General features: G+C 70.9%; 17 protein-coding genes. 3 read left to right on the top strand and 14 right to left on the bottom strand.

Features of this window, described 5'->3' with window-relative positions; translation table 11 throughout:
* Window positions 1–15: 15 nt before the first annotated feature.
* From ADK57_RS30140 to ADK57_RS30080, 13 genes are read right to left on the bottom strand one after another with little or no spacing between them, the layout of a single operon-like run.
* Window positions 16–552, bottom strand: a complete 537-nt coding sequence (locus ADK57_RS30140) for a phage baseplate assembly protein V (protein WP_053752774.1) — start codon at window positions 550–552, stop codon at window positions 16–18.
* Between the two features lie 33 nt (window positions 553–585).
* On the bottom strand, window positions 586–1,725 hold the full coding sequence (locus tag ADK57_RS30135; protein WP_053752773.1) for a hypothetical protein: 1,140 nt from the start codon (window positions 1,723–1,725) through the stop codon (window positions 586–588).
* A complete protein-coding gene (locus tag ADK57_RS30130; RefSeq protein ID WP_053752772.1) occupies window positions 1,718–2,095 on the bottom strand; it encodes a hypothetical protein in 378 nt (125 codons plus the stop codon). The genes ADK57_RS30135 and ADK57_RS30130 overlap by 8 nt, the downstream gene beginning before the upstream one ends.
* A gap of 10 nt (window positions 2,096–2,105) precedes the next feature.
* Complete coding sequence (locus ADK57_RS30125; RefSeq protein WP_053752771.1) at window positions 2,106–2,792, bottom strand: hypothetical protein; 687 nt, start codon at window positions 2,790–2,792, stop codon at window positions 2,106–2,108.
* Window positions 2,789–3,472, bottom strand: coding sequence for a hypothetical protein (locus ADK57_RS30120; RefSeq protein ID WP_053752770.1), 684 nt, complete (start codon window positions 3,470–3,472; stop codon window positions 2,789–2,791). The genes ADK57_RS30125 and ADK57_RS30120 overlap by 4 nt, the downstream gene beginning before the upstream one ends.
* Before the next feature lie 40 nt (window positions 3,473–3,512).
* Complete coding sequence (locus tag ADK57_RS30115; protein ID WP_053752769.1) at window positions 3,513–10,382, bottom strand: eCIS core domain-containing protein; 6,870 nt, start codon at window positions 10,380–10,382, stop codon at window positions 3,513–3,515.
* Complete coding sequence (locus ADK57_RS30110; RefSeq protein ID WP_234390462.1) at window positions 10,379–10,738, bottom strand: hypothetical protein; 360 nt, start codon at window positions 10,736–10,738, stop codon at window positions 10,379–10,381. The genes ADK57_RS30115 and ADK57_RS30110 overlap by 4 nt, the downstream gene beginning before the upstream one ends.
* Window positions 10,729–12,792, bottom strand: a complete 2,064-nt coding sequence (locus ADK57_RS30105; RefSeq protein ID WP_053752809.1) for an ATP-binding protein — start codon at window positions 12,790–12,792, stop codon at window positions 10,729–10,731. The genes ADK57_RS30110 and ADK57_RS30105 overlap by 10 nt, the downstream gene beginning before the upstream one ends.
* Window positions 12,793–12,825: 33 nt before the next feature.
* Window positions 12,826–13,776 carry a DUF4255 domain-containing protein gene (locus ADK57_RS30100; protein ID WP_053752768.1) on the bottom strand — a complete coding sequence of 317 codons (951 nt, stop codon included), beginning with the start codon at window positions 13,774–13,776 and terminating at the stop codon, window positions 12,826–12,828.
* Window positions 13,777–13,824: 48 nt separating this feature from the next.
* Window positions 13,825–14,565: a hypothetical protein gene (locus tag ADK57_RS30095; protein ID WP_053752767.1), complete on the bottom strand. Its 741-nt coding sequence runs from the start codon at window positions 14,563–14,565 to the stop codon at window positions 13,825–13,827.
* Complete coding sequence (locus ADK57_RS30090; protein WP_053752766.1) at window positions 14,558–15,301, bottom strand: hypothetical protein; 744 nt, start codon at window positions 15,299–15,301, stop codon at window positions 14,558–14,560. The genes ADK57_RS30095 and ADK57_RS30090 overlap by 8 nt, the downstream gene beginning before the upstream one ends.
* 33 nt (window positions 15,302–15,334) lie before the next feature.
* On the bottom strand, window positions 15,335–15,859 hold the full coding sequence (locus ADK57_RS30085) for a phage tail protein (protein WP_004003113.1): 525 nt from the start codon (window positions 15,857–15,859) through the stop codon (window positions 15,335–15,337).
* Between the two features lie 34 nt (window positions 15,860–15,893).
* A complete protein-coding gene (locus ADK57_RS30080; protein ID WP_053752765.1) occupies window positions 15,894–17,759 on the bottom strand; it encodes a phage tail sheath subtilisin-like domain-containing protein in 1,866 nt (621 codons plus the stop codon).
* A 371-nt stretch (window positions 17,760–18,130) separates the two neighbouring features.
* Here ADK57_RS30080 and ADK57_RS47975 point away from each other — a divergent pair, with 371 nt between their 5' ends.
* Window positions 18,131–18,553: a YchJ family protein gene (locus ADK57_RS47975; protein WP_078973426.1), complete on the top strand. Its 423-nt coding sequence runs from the start codon at window positions 18,131–18,133 to the stop codon at window positions 18,551–18,553.
* Window positions 18,554–18,558: 5 nt separating this feature from the next.
* On the opposite strand, the gene ADK57_RS30070 is transcribed toward ADK57_RS47975, so the two are convergent.
* Window positions 18,559–19,260: a FadR/GntR family transcriptional regulator gene (locus ADK57_RS30070; protein ID WP_053752763.1), complete on the bottom strand. Its 702-nt coding sequence runs from the start codon at window positions 19,258–19,260 to the stop codon at window positions 18,559–18,561.
* A gap of 144 nt (window positions 19,261–19,404) precedes the next feature.
* On the opposite strand from ADK57_RS30070, the gene ADK57_RS30065 reads away from it, so the two are divergent.
* Both ADK57_RS30065 and ADK57_RS30060 read left to right on the top strand, forming a co-directional pair.
* Window positions 19,405–19,923 (top strand): gluconokinase, encoded by a 519-nt coding sequence (locus tag ADK57_RS30065; protein WP_199830717.1) that lies wholly within the window; start codon window positions 19,405–19,407, stop codon window positions 19,921–19,923.
* Window positions 19,924–20,040: 117 nt separating this feature from the next.
* Window positions 20,041–21,438 (top strand): GntP family permease, encoded by a 1,398-nt coding sequence (locus ADK57_RS30060; protein WP_053752761.1) that lies wholly within the window; start codon window positions 20,041–20,043, stop codon window positions 21,436–21,438.
* The last annotated feature ends 95 nt before the right edge of the window (window positions 21,439–21,533 follow it).

Below are 21,533 nucleotides of genomic sequence, written 5' to 3'. Positions count from 1 at the left end.
GTTCTCCCCCGTCTTCTATCGCTTCGAGAGCACGGTCAACTGGCCCTCGTTGATGGTCACTTCCCTGCCACGCAGGACGATCTCGGCGCCCGCGCCGGTCGCGATGACCACGGCTTCCTTGGTGATGCGGATGTAGGCGCCGCCCTGGGCCTGGAGCAGGATTCCCTGTTCGGCACCGGCGGTGTCGTTCATGACGATCTTGTGGGCCTGCGGTGTCTGCACGACGACCGGCTTGTTCGGCGAGTTCGCCTGCAGTTCGCGACGCGCGTCGGGCGGCAGCTCCTCGGCGGCGCCGTACCAGCACCCCGTCCACACCGGGAAGCTGGGATCCCCCTGCTCGAACTCCACCCAGACGCCCGCGCCGGGCGGCGGCACCACGAACTGTCCCGACTCGGGCCCGGTGAACGGCAGGCAGGGCAGCGCCCACGTCGACGGCTCGTCGCCGAGGACGTCCGGGACCTCGACGGTGACACGGCCGATGCGCAGCGGGTCGTCGTTGTTCACGACCCGGCCGCGGAACTTGCCGAGGTAGCGATTGCTGGGTGCCGCCATGCTGAACTGCTCCTGTTGATGGGTGAGTTGGTGCTACGGCCGTACGTAGTCGCTGCGGGCTTCGAGGCCCTCTCGTGAGAGGGTGAAGTTCTGCTGGTACGAGCCCGGGCGCAGGTTGTGCGTGACGGACTTGACGTAGTAGTCGCCGTCGTACGCCCGTCCCGAGCCGCGTACGCCGACGAGCTGGCGCGGCTGCAGGATGTAGCCGTGCCGGTTGACGTCGAGCGAGCCGGAGCCGGAGACGACGTCGGCGGAGACCGCGGCGCGGGCGAGAAGCTCGGCCTCGGCCTGTTCGCGCTGTTGCTTGGCGGTGCCGGACAGGGTCCTGCGTTTGAGGGCCGGGGTGGGCCGTCTGCCCAGGGGCGGGCGCAGGGGGCTGATCGGCGGTTGCGGAAGGAGGGTGGACTGCCGGGTTCCCGGGTCCTGCCAACGGGCCTGCGGCTCTTCCCGCGCGGTCCCGTCGTAGGCGAACGTCAGCTGGTCCACGGTCGAGTTGGCGTCCATGTTGACGTTGAGGGCGTGCTGGCGGATGCCGAGGCGGACCTCCGGGCCCCAACGGGCGGAGGACCGGCCGGGCCCCGGACCGGGCTCCAGGTAGAAGGTGTAGCCGTTGGCGCGGGCGAGCTCGGTGACGTACTGGAGGTCGGTGCCCGTCTGGTAGTGCACGCGGAGGTCCTGGTGCGGGGGCTGGGTGATCTTCTCGGTGTAGACGTCGGGCCGGATGCCGTAGTCGGAGTACCGGCGCAGGATGTCGAGGACGCGCTCGGAGGGCGGGAGGTTCGGGTACCGGGCGGTGCGCTCCTCCAGGTCCATGAGGAGGGTGAGGTCCTCGCCGGTGACGGTGAGGGTGGAGTGGCCGGGCTGGTTGCTGGCGCCGACCTCGTGCCGCACGATCAGGCCGTCGAAGAGCACGTCGGGGGTGCCCTTGACCGCGACGGTGACGATGATCCGGGTCTTGGGATCGAAGAACCCCTCGGGCAGCAGCCGCCGGCTGATGAGCCCGTTCTTGGTGAGGTCGAAGGCGAGCTGGAAACCGCTCCGCTCCCCCGCCGTGGCGGTGATCTGGGCGGACAGCAATGCCTCGGTGACCTCGGCCGGGACCGGCCGGGCGAGCTTGGGCCCCATGAGGAGCGTGATGTGGACGGGGCCTTGCCCGACTGGCAGATCAAACACGCCGGTCTCCCCTGCCGCCGGGGAAGCCACCGGCGAGCGGGATGTCGATGACGCGCCCGGCCTCGTCCGTCAACTCCCGTGGATCGAGTACGGGGTTGGCGTCGGCGATCTGCCACCACTGGCCGGGGTCGCCGAAGTAGCGCTGGGCGAGCAGGTCGGGGCGCTCGCCGGCGCCGACGGTGTGCGGCTGGGTCTCGTCGTCGAGCTGGTCGAGCGGGGGCAGCAACCGCCGCTTGGTGTACCGGACCTCGGTCCCGTCGGGCTGCCGGTGGATGCCGATCTCGGCGTCGTGGTAGCGGCTGGTGCGCGGGTAGGGGTGGGCGCCCGGTATCGCGTCGAGGGCGCTCTCGTAGGGCTCGATGTCGGCCATGGTGTGCTGCTCAGCCCCTTCCGATCACGGCGTTCGTTCCGGCGAGCCCGAGCGAGCCGAGGCTGCCGCCCCGGGCCGCCGCGGCGAGCCGTTCCTTCTGCGCGAGGTGCGCCATGTAGAGGTCGGCGCCGCGGTGTCCGGCGGGCAGGTCGCTGACGGTCAGGATCTTCATGCCGATGCTGAGGGATGCCCGGATCGGGTTGAGGTTCACGTCGAACGCCGACTCGTTGACGGACAGTTCGGTCAGCCGGACTGGCATGACCCGCTTGCTGCCCCAGGTGAACAGCGTCAACGGCATCTCGATCGGGCTGATCTCGATGGCGCCCTTCTGCGACAGCCGGGTCGCTGCGCGCAGTTGGGCGGTCGTCGGCTGCACGAGCATTTCGAGGGTCGCGAGCTGCGGGTGGATCCCGTCGGGCGCCGCGATCTCGAACTGGTCGGTGGCGTCGATCTCGGCGGTGAACTTCCAGGTCTCCTGGGCGGGGCCCTTGAGGCGGAGCGCTTCGTTCCTGTCGCCACTGCCGGTGCCGCCGCCTCCGGAGTCGCCGCTGTCGCCGGCGGACTGGGGGCTCACGCTGCGTTCCAGGGTGTCCGGGTTGAACTGCAGGACGATGATCCGCTGGGGGGTGCCGGTGTCGGGGTTGACCACGACTATTCCGGAGCGGATGGGTTTGGGGATGTCGGCGTAGCGGGTCACAGGCGGGCCTCCAGACGGGCCCGCAGGTCCGAGTAGTCGTGTGCGGGAAAGAGACGGGGGAAGAGATCGAGCATTCCCGTCAGCCTCTGCGCGGTGCTCTCGTGGTCCTCCCGGGCCAAGGAGACCTCCGTGAAGAGGTACTGCCAGCCGAAGGTTCCCTTCGTCACGCGCAGGGCATCCAGATACGCGCAGTAGTCGATGTCCATCCGGTGCACACCGAGTGGGCCGGTGTCGAACCACAACTCGGGGTTCCCGACACCGGGTTGGACTCTCAGCGCGGTGAGGTGGCCGACTCCGGTCATCGTGGTTCCGTCAAAACCCCGCAACTGGGAAAGCAGTTCACGTTCGGCAGGGGTGGGATTCGGCCAGCCCAGTTCGGGGGGATTCCCGCTCAGCACGTCGGAGATGTGCGCGACGTCGAATTCACCGGCGATGGGGGACTCCGATTCGGCGACCTCCCAGGCGGCGGCCATCGAGATGAACCGGAAGTAACACCCCTGCAGGGCCGGATCCAGCGAGATTCCCTCGAATTCCTCCAAATTGGCGAACTCTGTCGCAGCGTCTCCGAAAACCTGACTCACAGGCCCCTGCTCGGCCCGGGACACCTGAAGCGCGGCACAGGCTCGCAACTCGCCGAGCAGGCCGACCCAACTGTGTTCGTAGGGCGTCAGATCTGTCATTTCTCCTCGATTTCCAAGACGTGCGTCAAGCAGGGCCGGTTCAGTCCGTGTACCGCAGCATGTGCTCGGCATCCTTGAGTTGCTTGATGGCCGCTGTGCGGTTCTCATTGACACTCCCGGAGGCCACCCCACCCGCTCCACCGAGGTCCAGCCTCGCCTGCAGAGCGCGCCTGAGCTCCGAGAACCTATTGAAGACGACTCCTGTGTCCCGAATCTTCACGATGGCTTCCGCGAAGTGTGGACTGATACCCGTTGCCGCCCTGATGGTGGGGGCGGCCGCCGTGTTGACATTGATCGTGGAGGGCTTGCCTGGCGGATCGAACTTCCCTGGCCAGCTACCCTTGGAGTTCCTCTCCCGAATCCACTGGTGATTCTCGACCCGGTAACCACCCCAGGTCACGTTCACGTTTTTGGGGAATCCTGCATGAGTCGGCCAGTACGAGATATCCACGTCGTACCAAATCATCCTCTCCTTTTCTCTCGTGGGGCCGACCCCCTTGATCACGTGCCCCAGAGAACGCGCGGCCGGATGTTCCACCACGTTGGCCGCGTCATTGTTGTTGATCTTGCGTGCGGGGACGAGGTTGGACGTGGAGGCGTGACCGCCGAGCCGGGCCGGGAGCATATGCATACGCACCCAGTTGTTCTTCCGCTCGTCGTTCGCGGTCGGCACGGCGTTCCATCCTTCGGGAAGGGCACCGGTCCGGTTCTCGGCCTCTGTTCCGGCGGGCGTCGAGTCCTTGATGTACGACGCCTTGAAGCTGTAGGCGAGAGGACCGTCCGCGAAGGGTGGCAGAACAGTGGGCGGCAACGGCGGCTCCCCCTCGGCCGACTGTCGCTGCTCGAGAAGCTCGGCCAGATACTCCATCTGTGCCTTGAGATTCTCCAGTTGGAGCTGGAAGGCCCGGTCCCCCAAAGGCTTGCTGCTGATGCCGTAGGAGCTGCGGCTCGGAGGCAGAGCGTCCTGCCCGCTCTCGACCACGGTGTGCTGATCCTTCGAGGCCTTGAGAGCCTGGTCCTGCCTGGCCCAGAGCGCCGGGGCCGAGTCCTTCAGTTCGGCGATCTCCTTGCGCCAGCCGTCGAAGTACCCCTGAATGTCCTGCAACCTGCTGCGCGTCGCGAGGTCGGCGCTCTTTCCCTTGCCCTTGAAGAGGAGCGTGTGCGGGTCGCCGTCCGTGGTCCTGAATCTCACGTGGGGCAGGTCGTAGTCCCTCCTGCCCTCCTGCTCCCGCTGCCTGTCCCGGTCTCGTGTCCGGCTCCGGTCCCGGTCCCGGTCTCGCGACCGCTCCTGCCGGCGCCGCCACTGGTCCCGCAGACGACGCAGCCGGTCGTTCAGGCGGCTGCCGATCCCGCGGCGGGCCTTTCCGAAGAGCCTGCCGGCGGCACGACGGGCCCTGTTGACGGCCGACTTGACGGTTTGGCGGGCGCGCTTGAGCGGACGGCGGCGGGGACGGTCCCCGGGACGGCGGTCCTTGTCGGTGTCGTGACGCCGGTCGTCCTTGCGGTCGTTGTCCCAGCGGCGGTCGTCGTCCCGCCGACGGTCGTCCGTACGTCGGCGGCCCGGACGCCTGTCCTTGGGATCGTGGTCACGGTCGCGGTCGTCCCTACGGTCCGGGCGGCGCCGGTCGGGGCGCAGGGTGTCCCGGGCGGGGCCACGACGTGTGGTGTCCGTGCGGCCGTCCCGGTCCTTGTCGTGCGTCGTGCGCTCCGCGTCCCGCATCCGCTTCCTGGCCGCGTTGACCTCCCGGCCGTCCTCGCGGCGTTCGTCGTCGTCGCGGCGCTTCTTGGGACGGGTGGTGTGCGAGGGGCGCTGCTTCTTCTCCGGGGAGGAGCGCTTGCCGGGGCGGGGCGTGGACCGGGGGCGTGAGGTCTTGTTCGGGGACGGCTTGCGTGGGGCCGGGCGGTCGGCCCGCTTGTCCGTGGCCGCGGGGTCGTCGTCCTTGGGCTTCTCCTCGTTCCCCTTGTCGTCCTTCGGCTTTTCGTCCTTCGGTTTGTTCGGTGTCGACGGCTGGTCGGGGGTGTCCGGCTGCCCGGGCCTGTTCTTCTTGGTGCGGAGGTTCTTCAGCATGTCGCCGAGCCGTTCGGCGACCTTGCCCATGAACCTGCTGACGCCCTCGATCAGGAAGGTGTAGACGAGCTCCAGCAGGGCCACGACACCGGCCGCCACCGCCTTCGCGAAGGGGAGCGCGCCGTTGCCGCTCTTGACCGACTTCAGGAAGTCCATGAACAGGCCGAAGGCGGCGAGGATTTCACTGAGTGCCCCCCACGCCGTCTGCAGGGCGTCGATGACCGCCATCACCCAGCCGGCGCCGGGAATGAGCTTGGCGACGACCTTCTCGACGACCATCACGCCGATGATGACCGGGAGTTGAGGCAGCGCCTCGTCCCAGGCCATCTGTGCCATCTGCTCCACGGTGACGCCGCCGGAGATCAGCTCCTGGAAGTCCTCCATCGGGACGCCGATGATCTCCTGGACCTTCTGGTTGAACCAGGCCTTGACGGCGGTCTTGATCTCGTTGAACAGGTGTTCCTTGGCCCCGGTCTCGGCCGCGGCACCGGCCTTGCTGATCCAGTCGCCGGGGTCGGACACGATGTCGTTGAAGATGGCCGCCCACTCGCCGAGGCCGGCCACGACGGCGGCCCCGAACTCCAGGGCGCCGACAGTGACGGACTCGGCGACGTCGACGGCCGCCAGCAGTCCGGTCTCCAGCATGTCGAGGCCGGCGAGCAGCGCTCCGCACAGGCCGTCGAGCAGCTTCCCGGCGACCTCCTTGAGGGCGTCGGCGAACTCGTTGACCTTCTGCACGGCCCAGTCGCGCGCGCCGTCGATGGTGTTGCGCCACTTGTCGCGCATCGCCGGGTAGTCGGCGAGGAGTTCGTCGCCGAGGGCGATCAGGGCGTCGGCGAAGGTGTTGATCTGGTCGATGACCCAGTTGCGGGCGTCGTCGATGAGCTTGAAGACCTGCTGCTTGAACTTGTCGATGAGGTCCGTGACGATCTGACGGGCCTTCTCGAAGACGCTCTTGATGGCGTTCTTGAGGGTCTCGAAGAACTCCTTCAGTTTCTCGATGGCCTCTTCGAGCCAGTTGTCGGCGTCGTCCTTGCCCTCGTTCTGCTTCTTCTCCGCCTCCTGCTCGGCGTTGGTCTGCTCCGTCTCGATCTTCTTGTTGTCGTCCTCGGTGCGCTTGTCGACGTCCTTGTCGGTGTCCTCTTCCTTCTTCTTGATGTCCTTGCGGACCGTGTCGTACTTCTTGCCCTTCTTGTCGTCGATCTCTCCGACCTTGTCGTCCTGCTCCTTGCGCCACTTGTCGCGGGAGTCGGAGATGTCGGAGCGGCCCTTGTCGCGGGCGTCGGCCTGCTTCTTGCCGCTGGCGTCGACCTCGCGCTTGAGGTCCTCGTCATGCTGCTTGCGGTCGTCCGTGGCCTTCTTGTCCTTGGCCTGGCGCTCCTGGCCCATCTTCTGGCGGCCCTCGGCGAAGCCTGCCTGGATCTGCGGGCCGCGGTCGTGTTCGGCGACTGCGGAGGCGGACTCGATGGGCACGCCGCCGGAGACCGACCGGGGGCCGCTCGCCTTCGCGCCCTTCTTCCCGGCGGTCACCTTGCCGGTCAGGGTCTCCTTGGGGACGTCCGGGTAGAGCTGGTCCTCGCCCATGGGGCGGGCCGCGTCGTCACGCCCGGCCTGGTGGAGTTCCCTCTTGCGCTCGTCGAGCTTGCCGCTCTGCTCGTCGGTGCGCTGTGGGTCGGAGTCGTTCTCCAGGGGCAGGCGCGGGGCGTCGCCCACCTTGGCCTTCTGTAGTCCCTCGTCCTGGGTGGGCAGCCCGAGGATGGAGTCGATCAGGTCGTCGAGCGGGAGGATCTCCTTGAGGAGCTTGCCGAACAGCTGGGCGCCGATGGTGACGGCGATGTCCCACCAGCTCGGCTCCGGCACGTTCGCGCCCGGCACCTCGCCTTCCGGCTTCTGGTCGCCGGTGATCTCGGGGGTCTTGCCGGCGGCCGCCTCGGTGCGGGCCACCTTCGCGTTGGTGTACGTGCCGGGGGCCGCGGGCGTCGGGCCGCCGGGGACCGTGCGCGGCGAACCTGACGGGCGCTGCGTGGTCGGCGGCGCCTTGCGCAGCGTCGAGCGCTCCTTCTCGACCGAACGGCCCACCGCGCCGTCGACGCCCCTCAGCGTCTCCAACGCCTGGTGCGGCTTGAGCGATCCCGCCGTCGCCAGACCCGACTCGGGCGTGGCGTTGGAGACGTCCGGGGCGGGTGCCTCCTTCTTGGGCTTGGCGCCTGCGGCCGGGGCGGGACGGCCGCCACTTTGGCCGCCCGACCGTACGGGTGCGGGTGCGGACGCCGTACCGCCGCCGCCTCCGCCACCGCGGCGGACGCTCTTCGCCACCTTGCGTGCCGCCTGCCGCCTGCTGCCCGTGGGCCGGGCGCGCGAGCCGGTCGAGGCGCCGGCTGCGGGAGCACCGGCGGCCTTGGGCGCGTTGGTCGCCGCCTCGGGTCCGGCGGACTGCGGGGAAGGGCCGTTGCCGGGGGCGAGCTTGGGCGCGGCGGCCGGACCCGGGGTCGAGACCCGGTCCGGGCCACTCTCCGGTCCCGCCGAGGTCGCGGGGCCACGGCCCTCGGTGACATCCGGCGCTCCGGTCTCGGGAGCGGGCTCGGGGGCCGAGTCGCCCTGCCCGGAGGCGTCGCCGCCGCGCCCGGTGCTCTCCTGCGGGCCCGCGCCGGTCTGCTTGCTCTGCTTCTGCTGCGCCGAACCGGCGGTATCGGTGCCGCGCCCGCCGCCCTGCTCCTCGGTTCCGCCCCTTCGGCCGTCCGTCGCCGACGCGGCGGACACGGAAGAGGAAGTCCCGGTCTCCTGCTTACGGGCGTCCTCGCCCGCCTTGTCCAACTGTCCGGGCGCTGCCGTTTCTCCGGGGCCCGGGCCGGGGGCCGCCGTACCGCCGGGCGCACCGTCGGCGGTCGGGGCCTCCTCGTCGCGGCGACGGGCGTCGGCGTCCTCCCGGCGGGCCTCCGTGTGCTTCCGGTCCCAGTCACGGTCGGCGGACTCAGCCAGTGGCGCCGTGGTGGCCTCGCCGCCCGCCCGCAATTCCGAGCCGGCACCGCTCTCTTCGCCGGCCCCGGAGTCCTGCTCGGCGGACAGCGCCGCGAAGGGGTCCTGGTCCTCGGAATCGTTCTCCGCGGCGTTCGAGTCGGCGCCCCGGGAGGTGTCGGACGCCCTCTCGCCCTGTTCCGGGCCGCTCGGTATGGCCGAGCCGTCTACGGACCTCGGGCTCATCGGACGCGCGGGATCCTTCTTGCGCTGCTCGACGAGCGTCGGGTTCTTCGCGGCCGGAGTGGCGCCGACCAGGTCGATGTCGGGCACCGCGCCTGTGCCGTCCTGCTCGTCGGGCTCCGCGTCCGGTGCCTCGGCGTCGTCCTCCGCCACCGATTCCAGCCCCAACGGCTCGTCGCCGGCATCCTCCTCATTCGACGGGTCGCCCGCGGCACGGGCGGGAGCGGCATCCCCACCCGTCCTGGTCCGCTCACCGGGCTCGGCCCCGCTCCGGTCCACGGCCCCGGGGGCGGTGGCCTGGCGGGAGGCGACCTCGCTGCCGCCCGTGCCCTCGGACTGCCGCGGCTCCTGCTCGCCGGCCTGCTTCTCCGGTTCAGGCGTGGCCTCGTCCTGCGCGCCCTCCGTCTCCTCCTGGGCCTTCCGCTCGTCGCTCCGGTCCTGTTCCTTCTGTTCCGTCTCGGCGTCCGCCGCGCCCTCGCGCTCGTCCGCCGCGTCCTTCTGCGCGTCCTGGCCGGAGGCGTTCCGGTCCTCCTGCCGCTCCTGGGACCGTTCCTGCTGCTGCCCTGCCGAGGCCTCGCGTTCCCGGGCAGCGCCCTTCTCGCCGGGGGCGTTCTCCTGGCCCGCGGCGTCCTCGGCGTCCTTGGAATCCCCGGCGCCCTCGGCGCCCTCGGTCTCTTCGTCCCGTCGGCCGCCGGGCCCGGTCCGCCCGTCGGCCTCCCGCCCGCCATCCCCGTCCCGGGGGGCATCCGTACGCTCCCCCGCCTCCTGCTGCTCCTCGGCCGAGGCCCGCCGACGCTCCTCCTCGACCTCCTCCCCCGCGCCGGGCACGGCCGGCGGCGCCGCCGCGGCCTCCCACGGCAGCGGGCCGGCCTCCTCCGTCTCCTGCACGACCTCCAGCAGGTGGTCGAGGACGGGCGTGGGCAGCCGCTGTTCCAGCCGCTCCAGGACGATGTCCTGCACCTGCGGCGCCATCCGCGCCAGTTGCAGCCGCACCCGCCCCGACCGGTCCTCGGGGTCGCCGCGCAGAGAGCGCAGCACACCGTTGGTGAGACGGTCGACAACCGTCGCGGGATCCAGTTGCTCCATGCGTCGACGGTCGGCGTCGACGGTCGCGTACCGCAGCCAGCCGGGCGTCGCCTGCCCCTGCTCCACGTCCGCGGTCGCGGGCCGGGCTTCGGCCTCACCGCGTACGAGGTCCTGCGCCGCCGACTCCGCCTCGCGCTCGATCGCCTGCTGCGGCAGGCTCACCGCGCCCAGTTCGCGGCCGACGCGCAGCGTGCCGAGACCGTGCGGGTTCTGGACGGTGTGCAGGAGTTCGTGGGCGAGGAGGCGGCGGCCCTCGTCGGTGCCGGGCTTGAAGGTGCCCTCGGCGAAGAAGACGTCCTGGCCGACCGCGACCGCGTCCGCGCCGAGCAGGTCCGTCAGGTGTCCGGCATCGCGGCCCGTGTGCAGACGTACTCGGCTCAGGTCGTGGCCGAGGCGATCCTCCAAGTCCCGTCGTACACCCGGGTCGAGAGGCTGTCCGGCGCCGCTGACGATGTCCTTGGGCTCCGGCGTACGGGACTTGGCGGTGCGTTCCTTGCGCTTGCGTCGGCGCTCTTCGGCCGTCTGCTCGGAACGGGCGTCCTGGGACTGGGGGTTCACCGGGTCACCTCCCCGTGGCCGCTGAGGCCCTCGTGCACGGCCCGCGCCAGTTCCTGGCCGAGGCGACGGGCGGACAGGCCGGCCGGCAGCGGAGGCAGGCCGGCCAGTGTGTCGGCGGTCAGGGCACCGTGGGCCGCCACCGGCACGCCGTGGACGCGGATCAGCCGGGTCAGCTCCTGCTCGAAAGCGTCCGACACCCGCTCCGGATCCACGCGGAAGCCGTGGAGGGCGAGTTCACCGATCTCCACCCTGATCTCACGGGGGTCCCCGGTCCGGGAGTTCCTGCGCGCGGAGTTGCCGTTCGGAGAGTTCCCGTTCGCGGAGTTCTTGTTCGCGGAGTTCTTGTTCACACCCATCCGCGGACCTCCGTCGGCGTCAGGGAGCGCTCCAGTTTCAGGTACTCCGTGCGGGCCGCCGCGAGCATGTGCCGCATCTGGAGGCGATCCCCCTCCTCGGCGGCCAGGAACGCGCCGGACAGCGCGATGTTGCGGATCGAGCCGCCGGCGACGGTGAGTCGGGCCAGGAGGTCCGCGTCGATGTCCTTGACCGGCGCCTGCGGCGGCAGCACCCGGCGCCAGATCTCCGCGCGTTCGTGTTCCGCCGGGAAGGGGAAGTCGACGACGAAGCGGATACGGCGCAGGAAGGCCGTGTCGAGGGCCTTCTTCATGTTGGTGGTGAGAATGGCGAGGCCCCGGTAGGCCTCCATCCGCATCAGCAGGTAGCTGACTTCGAGGTTGGCGTACCGGTCGTGGCTGTCCTTGACCTCGCTGCGCTTGCCGAAGAGGGCGTCGGCCTCGTCGAACAGGAGCAGCGCACCGCCGCGTTCGGCGGCGTCGAAGACCCGGCGGAGGTTCTTCTCCGTCTCGCCGATGTACTTGCTCACGACCTGCGAGAGGTCGATCACGAACAGGTCGAGGCCCAGCTCCTTCGCCATCACCTCGGCGGCCAGCGTCTTGCCGGTGCCGGAGCCGCCCGCGAACATCGCGGTGACGCCGAGACCGCGGCGCAGGGTGGCCGCGAACCCCCACTCCTGGTGGACGGTCGCCCGCTGCCGGACGTGCGCGACGATCTCGCGCAGCACGCTCGTCTGCCGCTCGTGCAGGACGAGGTCGTCCCAGCCGGCCTGCGGTGCGATGCGGCGGCCCAGCTCCTCCATGCCGATGCGGGCCTCCTCCAGCCCGGCCCGCCAGGCGAGTTCGGCGGCGTCGAGCTCGTCCTCGAGCGGGAGCCGACGGCGTACGGCGGCGGCCGCGGAGCGCACGACGTGCGGCGGCAGCTGGAACTGCGCGACCAGCGACCGGAGTTCGCCCTCGCCGAGGTCGGCGACCTCCTCGAACGCGCCGCCCCAGAGGGCGAGTTGTTCCTCGTCGTCCAGGCGCGGCACGGTCACCCGGGCGCCGAGCGGCCGCTCCGAACGCAGCGGGTCCTCGCTCGACACCACCACCGGTACGGCGGCCCCGGCCAGGAACGCCTCGGTCGCCGCCCGCTGGTCCCGGTCCAGCTCGCCCACCTCGACGAGCAGCGCGGCGGGCAGCAGGATCGCCTCGCGCTGCCACAGCCGGGCCAGCCGGTCGCGCTCGGCGGGGTCGGCCGGGATGTCCTCGGCGCTCATCGAGTAGAGCCCGACGCCGGAACGGGCGGCCGCCGCCGCGGCGATGTCGGCCCGGCTGCGCAGGTCCCCGCCGGTCACCTCGACCAGCGGCGCGTCGCTCCCGGTCGTCCAGCCCTCGGCGAGGCGGCTCGCGGCGAGGTCGTACGACGGCGGCAGCGCCTGGGGCACCGGGGTGCGGCGCAGCTGGCCGTGCAGCCGGGCGTCCAGGTAGGGCGAGTCCAGCAGGAAGTGCAGGATGCGCTCGTCGAGCCGCAGCCTGGACGCCGTCAGCAGTGACTCGTCGACCGGCTCGACGATCCGCCAGCGCCTCAGCGGCGCCACCGGGGTCAGCGCGCTCCAGTGCGGCTCGGCGAGCGCGGCCAGGGCGAGCGAGAAGGTGGGATGCGCCCGCTCGGGGTCGCCGCAGGCGGCGGCGCACCGGGCGGCCGTGGTGGGCTCCAGCTCGTGGGCGGCGGCGAGGAGTACGAGGTCCCGCTCGAAGGGGGTGAGGCCGAAGCAGGCGACGAGGGCGTCGAGGGGGGCGGTGCCGGGAGCGGTGAGTGCGGGGGTGTCGTCGGGCGCCGCCGAAGACTCACCGGTCGGTGCGGCAGAGGTGCGGTCGGAACCGGACCCGGACCCGGACGGCCCTGCCCCGGACGCCACCGGCCCGGACGCCACCGGCCCGGACCCCCCTGACCCGCCGGCGCGTGCCGCGTGGGCGTCGACGCGGGACAGGACGCGCCGGATCTCCGCGGTCAGCGTCGGGCGCCCGCCGCGCCCGCCGCGCGCGCCGTCGCCGTTCGGCTCGTTCGTCCCCATGTCCTCACCTGCCCCCGTCGTCTCCATGTCGGCTCAGTTCTCCGTGCTCTCGTCGTCGGCCGGGCGCCGCGCGCTCTTTGGGGGTTCCTGCTGCGCCGACCGGCCCGCCCGAGCGGTCTTGCGGGCCCGCGCCGGGGCCTTGGCGGCGGGCGTTGCAGCGGTCGTTGCGGCGGGCTTGGCAACGGTCTCGGCGGCGGCTTTCGCAGGAGCCTTGGCAGGAGCCTTGCCAGCGGTCCTGGCAGGGGTCTTCGCGGCCTGCTTGGCACTCGTCCGGCCGGATTCCTCGGGATTCGCCTTCACAACTTCCACGGCCTGCCCACTACTTGACGGCACGTCACCTCTGCGCTCGGCCCCCGGGGGAACCGGCGCCCCCTCCGCCCCGAACGGCAGCACCCGTACGTCGGACCGCTCCACCGGCTTCGCCGTCACCGGCGTCTCGCGGCCGTCGATGAAGACGAGGGCCGCCTGGTAGACCACGGACAGCGAGTACGGGGTCTGGTGGAGCATCCCCCAGAGCTTCGACGTCTCGTCGATGTCCATCACCGTCGGCGTGAACCGCACGCGCTGTGCCGCCTCGGCGAGGTCGCTTCCGGCCAGGTAGGGCCGCTCACCGGCCTGTTCGACGACGTCCTTCGGCAGGATCGGTGTCTCGTGCAGGGTGCGCACCACGGAGCCGATCAGCCGCTGCCCGACCAGCTCCGTCTCCTCGCCGTACGCGCTGATGAGGTAATGCAGGTCGAGAGCCGCGGCGGGCCGCTTGACCAGGGTGCCGTCGGACGCCCGCGTCGGCAGGTCGTTGTTCCGCTGCGAGGTGTTGGGCGTGACCTGGTACAGGAACACGGAGATGGTCGGCTCGGCCTGCGGATCGGCCGGCGGTTTGCGCGGCTCGACCTTGACGGCTTCACCGAACTCCGGCCCCACGTTGTTCTCGATCAGCAGGGCGAGGGCCTGGGTGACATGGGCGATGGCCAGTGCGTTGCTCATGACGTCAGTTCCTCGGTTCCGTTCGTCCCACTGCTGCCTGTGTGCGGCTCACTCGCGCCCCCGTGCCAGGTACTCCGCGAGGCTCACGGTCGCTCCCGCACGCCCCGCCTTCGGCGCCCGCTGCCGCGCGCCGCCGGGCGGCGCCTCGGCCGCCGTCACTTCCAACCGCCCGATCTGCACCTGCACCACCTGCTCGGCCGCCCGCGGGGGTCGCCGGGCCGCGGCCTGCCGTACCGCGTCCCGCGCTGCCGTCGTGTCCGCGGCGCCGGGGCGCAGCGCCGCGGACACGACGGCGGGGGAAGCGGCGTGCGCACCCGAGGGGGCGGGCACGGACGCCGCGGGCCGGTCGGCGCCCCGGTCGGGACGCCCTGGTCCCGCCGCACGCCGCACGGCGGCGGAGGGCATCTGCCGCGGTGCGAGTGGCGCGGCGGGCCGCAGCAGCGGGACCTCGGGCGCGGCTTGTGCGGCAGGGCGCGGGTCCGGTTCGGCGGGCGCCCGTTCGGTGCGTACGACGGTCCGCTCCCGTTCCGTGTGCACCCGGGCCTCGCCGGTCGCGGCCGGCCTTGGCGAGTCCGGTGGCGGTACGACCGTCGGCGTGGCGGAGGGCCACAGCAGCCCGTCCCCGTCCGGTGTCGCCGCCTGTGCCCGTACCGCCTCGACCCGTTCGAAGGGGCCGGGCAGCCGGGGCCGCACCCGCCCCGGGCGCGGGGTGGCGGCCGGTGCGGTGTGCCGGGCGATCAGCCGGTCGAGGAAGTCGGGCCCCGACCGCCCCGCAGAGGAGTCAGACATCCGCACACAGCTCCAGGTAGTAGCGGCGTCGCAGCGGGCTGAGCGCGAGGATCTCCGGCTCGCTCCACCCGTACGCGGTGGCGAGCAGATGGACGTCGAGCAGCACGTCCCGCGCCCAGGCGTCCAGTTCGGTCCACAGGTAGGAGGCGATGTCGAGCTCGGCCCGGGTGGCCTGCCCGCACTCGGGGCAGGCCACGTTGAGCGTCAGATCGGCGCCCGGATCAGCCGCCTCGACCGCCTCGGCGATCCGGCGCTGCACGGCCGCGGGCAACTCCCCCGCCGCCGATCCGCCCACCGGCACCGCCGTCCCGTCGTGCACCGCCGACACCAGGCACCGCGCGAGCAGCGCCGTACGCGGGTCCGCCGCACGGGCCGCCGCCGCCAGGTCGGCGACGCCGGGCAACCGGAACTCGACCTCCCAGCCGTCCTGTTGAACCGGTACGACCCGCTCGCCACGCCCGCCCAGCGAACCGGCGAGCTCTCCGGCGTCCAGCTCGAACTCCATGTCCGCGCCGCACGCCGCGCACTCCAGCCGCACCTGCATCCGCTCGCCGAACAGCGCCCGGCGCAGCGCGAACAGGTCCGCCTCGCGCTCGCCGACGGGCACCGAAGGCAGCCGCCCGGCATCGACGTCGGGCCGCGCCGCACGGTGCAGCAGCAGCGCGCGCCCGACCGGCGCCTCGGCAAGTCCCGCCTCCCAGGCGGCCAGCAGTTCGGCCGCTCCGGTGATCGTCATACCGTCCCCCCGACTCCCTCAACTACCGTCGGCTCAGGCTGGGTTGAGGAACGACGGCTCCTCCGGTTCGGGCACCTCGTAGTCCCGCTCCCAGCCCTCGCACTCGAGCTTCAGCGACTGGATCGCCACCGCGTTGGCGTTGGCGTCGAGTTCGCCGAGCACCTGGTACTCGCTGGGCCAGGTCCGGTACAGCTTGTGCGAGACGGCCACCTGCCCGGCCTCGTTGAGGACCTGGATCACGATGTCCTTGCGGAAGTCGGCCAGGGACACCTCGGAGCCGAGCCCCGCGCCGACCTGCCAGACCTTGTTGGCCCAGCGGTCGAACTCGGGGTCGTGGGTGACCCCGCGCTCCAGGGTGATGCCCTCGAACTCGGAGCGGCCCGGCGACTTGCGCGGGGAGGAGGGGTCGCCGCCGTGGCGGTGCTTGACGACCTCCGTGGTCCGCTTCAGCGGACTGATCTTGCTGATGCCGGCGACCGTACGACCGTCCCACAGGACCAGGAACTTGAAGTTCTTGTAGGGGTCGAATCGATGCGCGTTGACCGTGAACTCAGCCATCGGATTCCTTCAGCTCTCCATGAATCTGCGGGCGCTAGAGCGCGAACTGCCCCGACGTCTGCTGGATCTTGACGACGACGAACTCGGCCGGCCGGACCGGCGCGATCCCCACCAGGACGTTGACGACACCGTTCGCGACGTCCTCGTCGGTCGTGGTCTCGTGGTCGCACTTGACGAAGTACGCCTCTCGCGGGGTGCTGCCCTTGAAGGCGCCCTGGCGGAAGAGCGTGTGCAGGTACGAGGAGGCGCCGAGGCGGATCTGCTGCCACAGGCTCTCGTCGTTGGGCTCGAACACGACCCACTGCAGGCCGCGCTGGAGGCTCTCCTCCACGTGCAGTGCGAGCCGCCGCACGGGCACGTACTTCCACTCGCTGTCGAGCGCGTCGGACCCCTCAAGGGTGCGCGCGCCCCACACCAGCGGGCCCGTCAGCGGGAACGTCCGCAGGCAGTTGACGCCGAGCGGGTTGAGCAGCCCGGTCTCGCGGTCGGTCAGGTCGACGGTGAGCGAGTGCACGCCCGCGAGCCGCGCCTCGGTGCCGGCCGGCGCCTTCCACACGCCGCGCTCGGAGTCGGTGCGCGCGATGACGCCCGCGACCGCGCCGGACGGCGGGAAGGACCGCAGCCGGCCGGTGAGCGGGTCGGTGAGCTGCAGGTGCGGGAAGTACAGACCGGCGTGGTTGCCGCGGACGGCGTCGAAGGCCGAGAGGCCGGCCCGTGCGGTGTCGACGCTCACCCAGGTGCTGGGCGCGTCGACCAGCAGGAAGATCCGTCGCTCCTGGCAGAGCCGCTGGGCCGCCGAGACGACCGTGAGCATGTCCTCGGTCTTCTCGTACGACGCGAGTTCGGGCAGCGCCAGCAGGTTGACGTCGGCGACGCCGCGCAAAGCCTGGATGCCGGTCTTGTCGGCCTCGGAGCCGATGAGGTCGCGCGGTCCGGGAGCCTCGCCGTCCTCGCCGCCCTCCAGCGGGAAGACCGGCGGGTTGACCGAGGCCTCCAGGCCCAGGTCGTTGGCGCACTCGCCGAGGAAGCGGACGACGTCGTCGGGGTCGGTGGAGCCCGCGACGACCTGGATGCGCCGGCCGAAGGCGGTGACCTCGGCGCCCGCGAAGGCGTGCTTGCCCGGCGCGTCGGGCAGCGCCCGCAGCTTGCGTTCGAGCAGCAGCGCCAACTCGGCCACGCTGCACGGGGCTTCGCCGTCGCAGTCGGGGTCGTAGAGCGTGAACTCCCGCTCCACGTCGCCGATCTTGACGGTCAGGTCGACGGCCAGGTCGGGCAGTTCGTGCCCGAACGGCTTGGAGACGGTGCCGGACGGGTCGGGGCGCCCTTCGCCGACGGCCTCGACGCGGATGAGCCGCGACCCCGCGTTGATCACGGTCGGCGCGTACCGCCCGTTCGAGGCGTCCATGGACAGCCCGGTGAAGCTCTCGCGGGCGTCGCCCTTGGCGTCGTAGACCCGCAGGTTGAAGGTCTCGTCGGGGTCGGGGGTGTCGTAGTCGACGGCGACGCGCAGGCCGCTGCCCCACCCGCCGGGTTCCTTGGCGTGGACTTCGAGAACGCGGCTCTCGCTGTGGCCCTCGGTGGACTCCAGGACGACGCAGGCGGACTTGCCGCTGCCGGCCTTGGCGACCCGGACGATCACGGCGACGGTGCCGCCGTTGCCGAAGAACTGGTGCACCGCGTAGGCGAGGGCACTCTTCGAGCCGAGCCCGCCGAAGCGCCGCTCGAACTCGGTGAAGCCGGTGACGCGCACCGGCTCGTTCAGCGGACCGCGCCGGGTGTGTCCCACGAAGGCGGTCACCGACGTGGTCACGGCGGAGATGGTGCGGGTGCTGCTGGGAAGCTCTTCGACATAGACGCCGGGATACGTCGGCCTGGCGGCGCTCACTGCATTCGTCGGCATTCCCCCTCCAATCCCTTCTCGGGCACCGATCGACAGGCACCAAGAGACGGCAGAAGGGAGAGGTTTCGTCACGGTGCAAGCGGAGGCCCCCGGCGCGCAAGGGCGCGTCGGTCCGCGGATACCGCATCAGCTTCCCCCGTCAGTGCCCCGGACGGACGGCCGCCCGGGTCAAGCGCACACGCTTGTGACTCCTGATGCTCAAGTGCTCAACCCACGTTGGTGGGCGAAGAGTTGGACAACAAGTCGTCTTCACGCCACGCCGCAGGGAGGTTCGATGAAGGGTGTGGCGCACGACTCGCACACGATGTGCGCGAGTCCCAGCAGGCGCTTCACAGGTTTCCCACAGGCGATGTTCTAGCAGAATGGCGGTCATGCCCCGACGTACCTCGCATCTCCGGCCCCAGAGCCCTTCCGCCCCTGCTCACAAGCCCTCGTGCCCTTGCGGTCTTGCGGAGACGTACGAACAGTGCTGTGGCCGATTCCACCGGGGTGAGGCCTCGGCACCGACCGCCGAATCGCTGATGCGTTCGCGCTACAGCGCTTTCGTGAAGCGCGACGAGGGATACCTGCTGCGCACCTGGCACCCCCGGACCCGGCCGCCCCGGGTCGACTTCGACCCCGGCATGCGCTGGACCGGGCTGGAGATCCTCGCCACGAGCGAGGGGTCGGCGTTCCACGCCACCGGCACGGTGACCTTCCGGGCCGCGTTCCGTGGCGGTTCGCTGCACGAGCGGAGCCGGTTCGAGCGGGTGGACGGTGCGTGGGTGTACGTGGACGGAAGCTTCCTCGACTGAGCCGGTTACGGCGCGAGGATGTCCAGCTCCTGGAGGGCGCCCACGGTGATCTCGCGGGTCAGTGTCTCCGCGCGGGTGGCGTCGCCCGCCCGGACCGCTTCGGCGACCTGGACGTGGAGGGTGACGGCGGCCGGGTCGGGGTCCTCGAACATGACCTCGTGGTGGGTGCGGCCGGCGAGGACTTCGGCGACGACGTCGCCGAGGCGGGCGAACATCTCGTTGCCGGAGGCGTTGAGGATGACGCGGTGGAAGGCGACGTCGTGGATGAGGTAGCCCTCCAGCTGGTGGCCGCGCGAGTGGGCCACCATGCCCAGGGCGCACTCGGTGAGTTCGGCGCACTGGTCGGCGGTGGCGTACTTGGCGGCGAGGCCCGCGGCGACCGGTTCGATCGCGGAGCGCAGGACCGTGAGGGAGCGCAGCTGCCGGGCGCGGTCGGCGCCGGCCAGGCGCCAGCGGATGACCTGGGGGTCGTAGACGTTCCACTCGTTCGTGGGAAGCACCGTCACGCCCACTCGGCGGCGGGACTCGACGAGGTGCATGGACTCCAGGACGCGGACCGCCTCGCGCATCACGGAGCGTGAGACGTCGAAGCTCTGGGCCAGCTCGTCGGTGCGCAGGACGCTGCCCGGCGGGTACTCGCCTGCGGTGATGGCGGGACCGAGGGTCTCCAGTACTCGGCCGTGCAGCCCCCGGCCCGATGTGCTCATGCACTCAGCGTACGGGTCACGTCACACCAGCAAAAAGTCAGACTTATTTGTCACAGGCTCTTGAATTCGTCGTACCTAATGCGTTTCAGTGTGGCCGACGTCAGATGTCGACGTCGGAATGTCGAGGAAGACAGCGAGGCAGTGATGCGTACCCCTCACGTCGTCGTGGTGATGGGCGTCGCCGGCACGGGCAAGACCACGATCGGTCCCCTGCTCGCGGCCCGGCTGGGCGTCCCGTACGCCGAGGGCGACGACTTCCACCCGCAGGCCAACATCGACAAGATGTCGGCCGGCACCCCGCTCGAGGACGCTGACCGGTGGCCGTGGCTGGACGCCATCGGTGCCTGGGCGCACGGGCGGGCCGGGCTCGGTGGGGTGGTCAGCTGTTCGGCGCTGAAGCGGTCGTACCGCGACCGGCTCAGGGCCGTGGCTCCCGATGTCGTGTTCGTGCACCTCGCGGGCGACCGGGCGCTGATCGAGGACCGTATGGCGCACCGGCAGGGTCATTTCATGCCCACCGCGCTGCTGGACTCCCAGTTCGCCACGCTCCAGCCGCTCCAGGCGGACGAGGCGGGAGTCGCCGTGGACGTCTCCGGCAGCCCGGAGGAGATCACCGAGCGCGCCGCCGAGGCACTGAGCGTCCTGCCCGACGCACCCCGGTAGTCCCTCGAAGTACCCCGGCAGTCCCTCGAAGCACCGAGAAACACCCCGCAATACCGAGCAACACCCCTCAGTACCGAGAAACACCCCTCCCCATCCCCGTACCTGCAAGGGAACCCCGTGACCAGACTCAGTGTCGAGATGCTGGCAGCGGACGCACCCGAGCCGATCACATCGGCCGGTCACGCTCAGCTGGGCATCGCCGTACTGGCGGGCATAGCCGTCATCGTCCTGCTCATCACCAAGTTCAAGCTCCATGCCTTCCTGTCGCTGACCATCGGGTCACTGGCGCTCGGCGCGTTCGCCGGGGCGCCGCTCGACAAGGCGATCACCAGCTTCACCACGGGGCTCGGCTCGACGGTGGCCGGCGTGGGCGTGCTGATCGCCCTGGGCGCGATCCTCGGCAAGATGCTCGCCGACTCCGGAGGCGCCGACCAGATCGTCGACACGATCCTGGCGAAGGCGAACGGTCGCACGATGCCCTGGGCGATGGTGCTGATCGCCTCCGTGATCGGTCTGCCGCTGTTCTTCGAGGTCGGCGTGGTGCTGCTGATCCCGGTCGTGCTGATGGTCGCCAAGCGCGGCAACTACTCGCTCATGCGCATCGGCATCCCGGCGCTCGCCGGTCTGTCCGTGATGCACGGCCTGGTCCCGCCGCACCCCGGCCCGCTGGTCGCGATCGACGCGGTCAAGGCCAACCTGGGCGTCACGCTGGCGCTCGGCGTCCTGGTCGCCATCCCCACCGTGATCGTCGCCGGTCCGCTGTTCTCCCGGTACGCGGCCCGTTGGGTGGACGTCCCCGCCCCGGACCGGATGGTCCCGCAGCGCGCCTCCGACCAGCTGGAGCGGACTCCCGGCTTCGGCGCGACCCTCGCCACGATCCTCCTGCCGGTCGTCCTGATGCTCTCCAAGGCGCTGGTCGACATCGTCATCGACGACCCGACGCACACCGTGCAGCGCACCTTCGACGTCATCGGCTCCCCGCTGATCGCTCTGCTCGCCGCCGTGCTGGTGGGCATCTTCACCCTGCTCCGACCCGCCGGGTTCGCCAAGGAGAGGGTCTCCCAGCTCGTCGAGAAGGGCCTCGCGCCCATCGCCGGCATCCTGCTGATCGTCGGCGCGGGCGGCGGCTTCAAGCAGACCCTGATCGACTGCGGCGTCGGCCAGATGATCCTGGACATATCCAAGGACTGGTCGATCCCGGCGCTGCTGCTGGCCTGGCTGATCGCGGTCGCGATCCGGCTCGCCACCGGCTCGGCGACCGTGGCGACGATCTCGGCGGCCGGCCTGGTCGCCCCGCTCGCCGCCGACATGTCGACGACCCACACGGCCCTGCTCGTCCTGGCCATCGGCGCCGGTTCGCTCTTCTTCAGCCATGTCAACGACGCCGGATTCTGGCTGGTGAAGGAGTACTTCGGCCTGAGCGTAGGCCAGACCCTCAAGACCTGGTCCGTCATGGAGACGATCATCTCGGTGGTCGCGGGCGGTGTGGTCCTCCTCCTCTCGCTGATCATCTAGTCTTCTGAGTCGGGAATTCTGTTCAGATAACTGGCGAGGCGTTCGAGGATCTCGTCTGCGGTCTTCGTCCAGACGTAGGGCTTCGGGTCGGTGTT

The organism is Streptomyces sp. MMG1533, assembly GCF_001279775.1.
GTDB lineage: Bacteria > Actinomycetota > Actinomycetes > Streptomycetales > Streptomycetaceae > Streptomyces.
This window is presented reverse-complemented; position numbering and strand designations above follow the sequence as displayed.

Excerpts from the sequence above, each read along its gene's own strand:
- ADK57_RS30140 (WP_053752774.1), bottom strand. The coding sequence starts at position 552 with ATGGCGGCACCCAGCAATCGCTACCTCGGCAAGTTCCGCGGCCGGGTC.
- ADK57_RS30130 (WP_053752772.1), bottom strand. The coding sequence starts at position 2,095 with ATGGCCGACATCGAGCCCTACGAGAGCGCCCTCGACGCGATACCGGGC.
- ADK57_RS30120 (WP_053752770.1), bottom strand. The coding sequence starts at position 3,472 with ATGACAGATCTGACGCCCTACGAACACAGTTGGGTCGGCCTGCTCGGC.
- ADK57_RS30110 (WP_234390462.1), bottom strand. The coding sequence starts at position 10,738 with ATGGGTGTGAACAAGAACTCCGCGAACAAGAACTCCGCGAACGGGAAC.
- ADK57_RS30105 (WP_053752809.1), bottom strand. The coding sequence starts at position 12,792 with ATGGGGACGAACGAGCCGAACGGCGACGGCGCGCGCGGCGGGCGCGGC.
- ADK57_RS30100 (WP_053752768.1), bottom strand. The coding sequence starts at position 13,776 with ATGAGCAACGCACTGGCCATCGCCCATGTCACCCAGGCCCTCGCCCTG.
- ADK57_RS30095 (WP_053752767.1), bottom strand. The coding sequence starts at position 14,565 with ATGTCTGACTCCTCTGCGGGGCGGTCGGGGCCCGACTTCCTCGACCGG.
- ADK57_RS30090 (WP_053752766.1), bottom strand. The coding sequence starts at position 15,301 with ATGACGATCACCGGAGCGGCCGAACTGCTGGCCGCCTGGGAGGCGGGA.
- ADK57_RS30085 (WP_004003113.1), bottom strand. The coding sequence starts at position 15,859 with ATGGCTGAGTTCACGGTCAACGCGCATCGATTCGACCCCTACAAGAAC.
- ADK57_RS30080 (WP_053752765.1), bottom strand. The coding sequence starts at position 17,759 with ATGCCGACGAATGCAGTGAGCGCCGCCAGGCCGACGTATCCCGGCGTC.
- ADK57_RS47975 (WP_078973426.1), top strand. The coding sequence starts at position 18,131 with ATGCCCCGACGTACCTCGCATCTCCGGCCCCAGAGCCCTTCCGCCCCT.
- ADK57_RS30070 (WP_053752763.1), bottom strand. The coding sequence starts at position 19,260 with ATGAGCACATCGGGCCGGGGGCTGCACGGCCGAGTACTGGAGACCCTC.
- ADK57_RS30065 (WP_199830717.1), top strand. The coding sequence starts at position 19,405 with ATGCGTACCCCTCACGTCGTCGTGGTGATGGGCGTCGCCGGCACGGGC.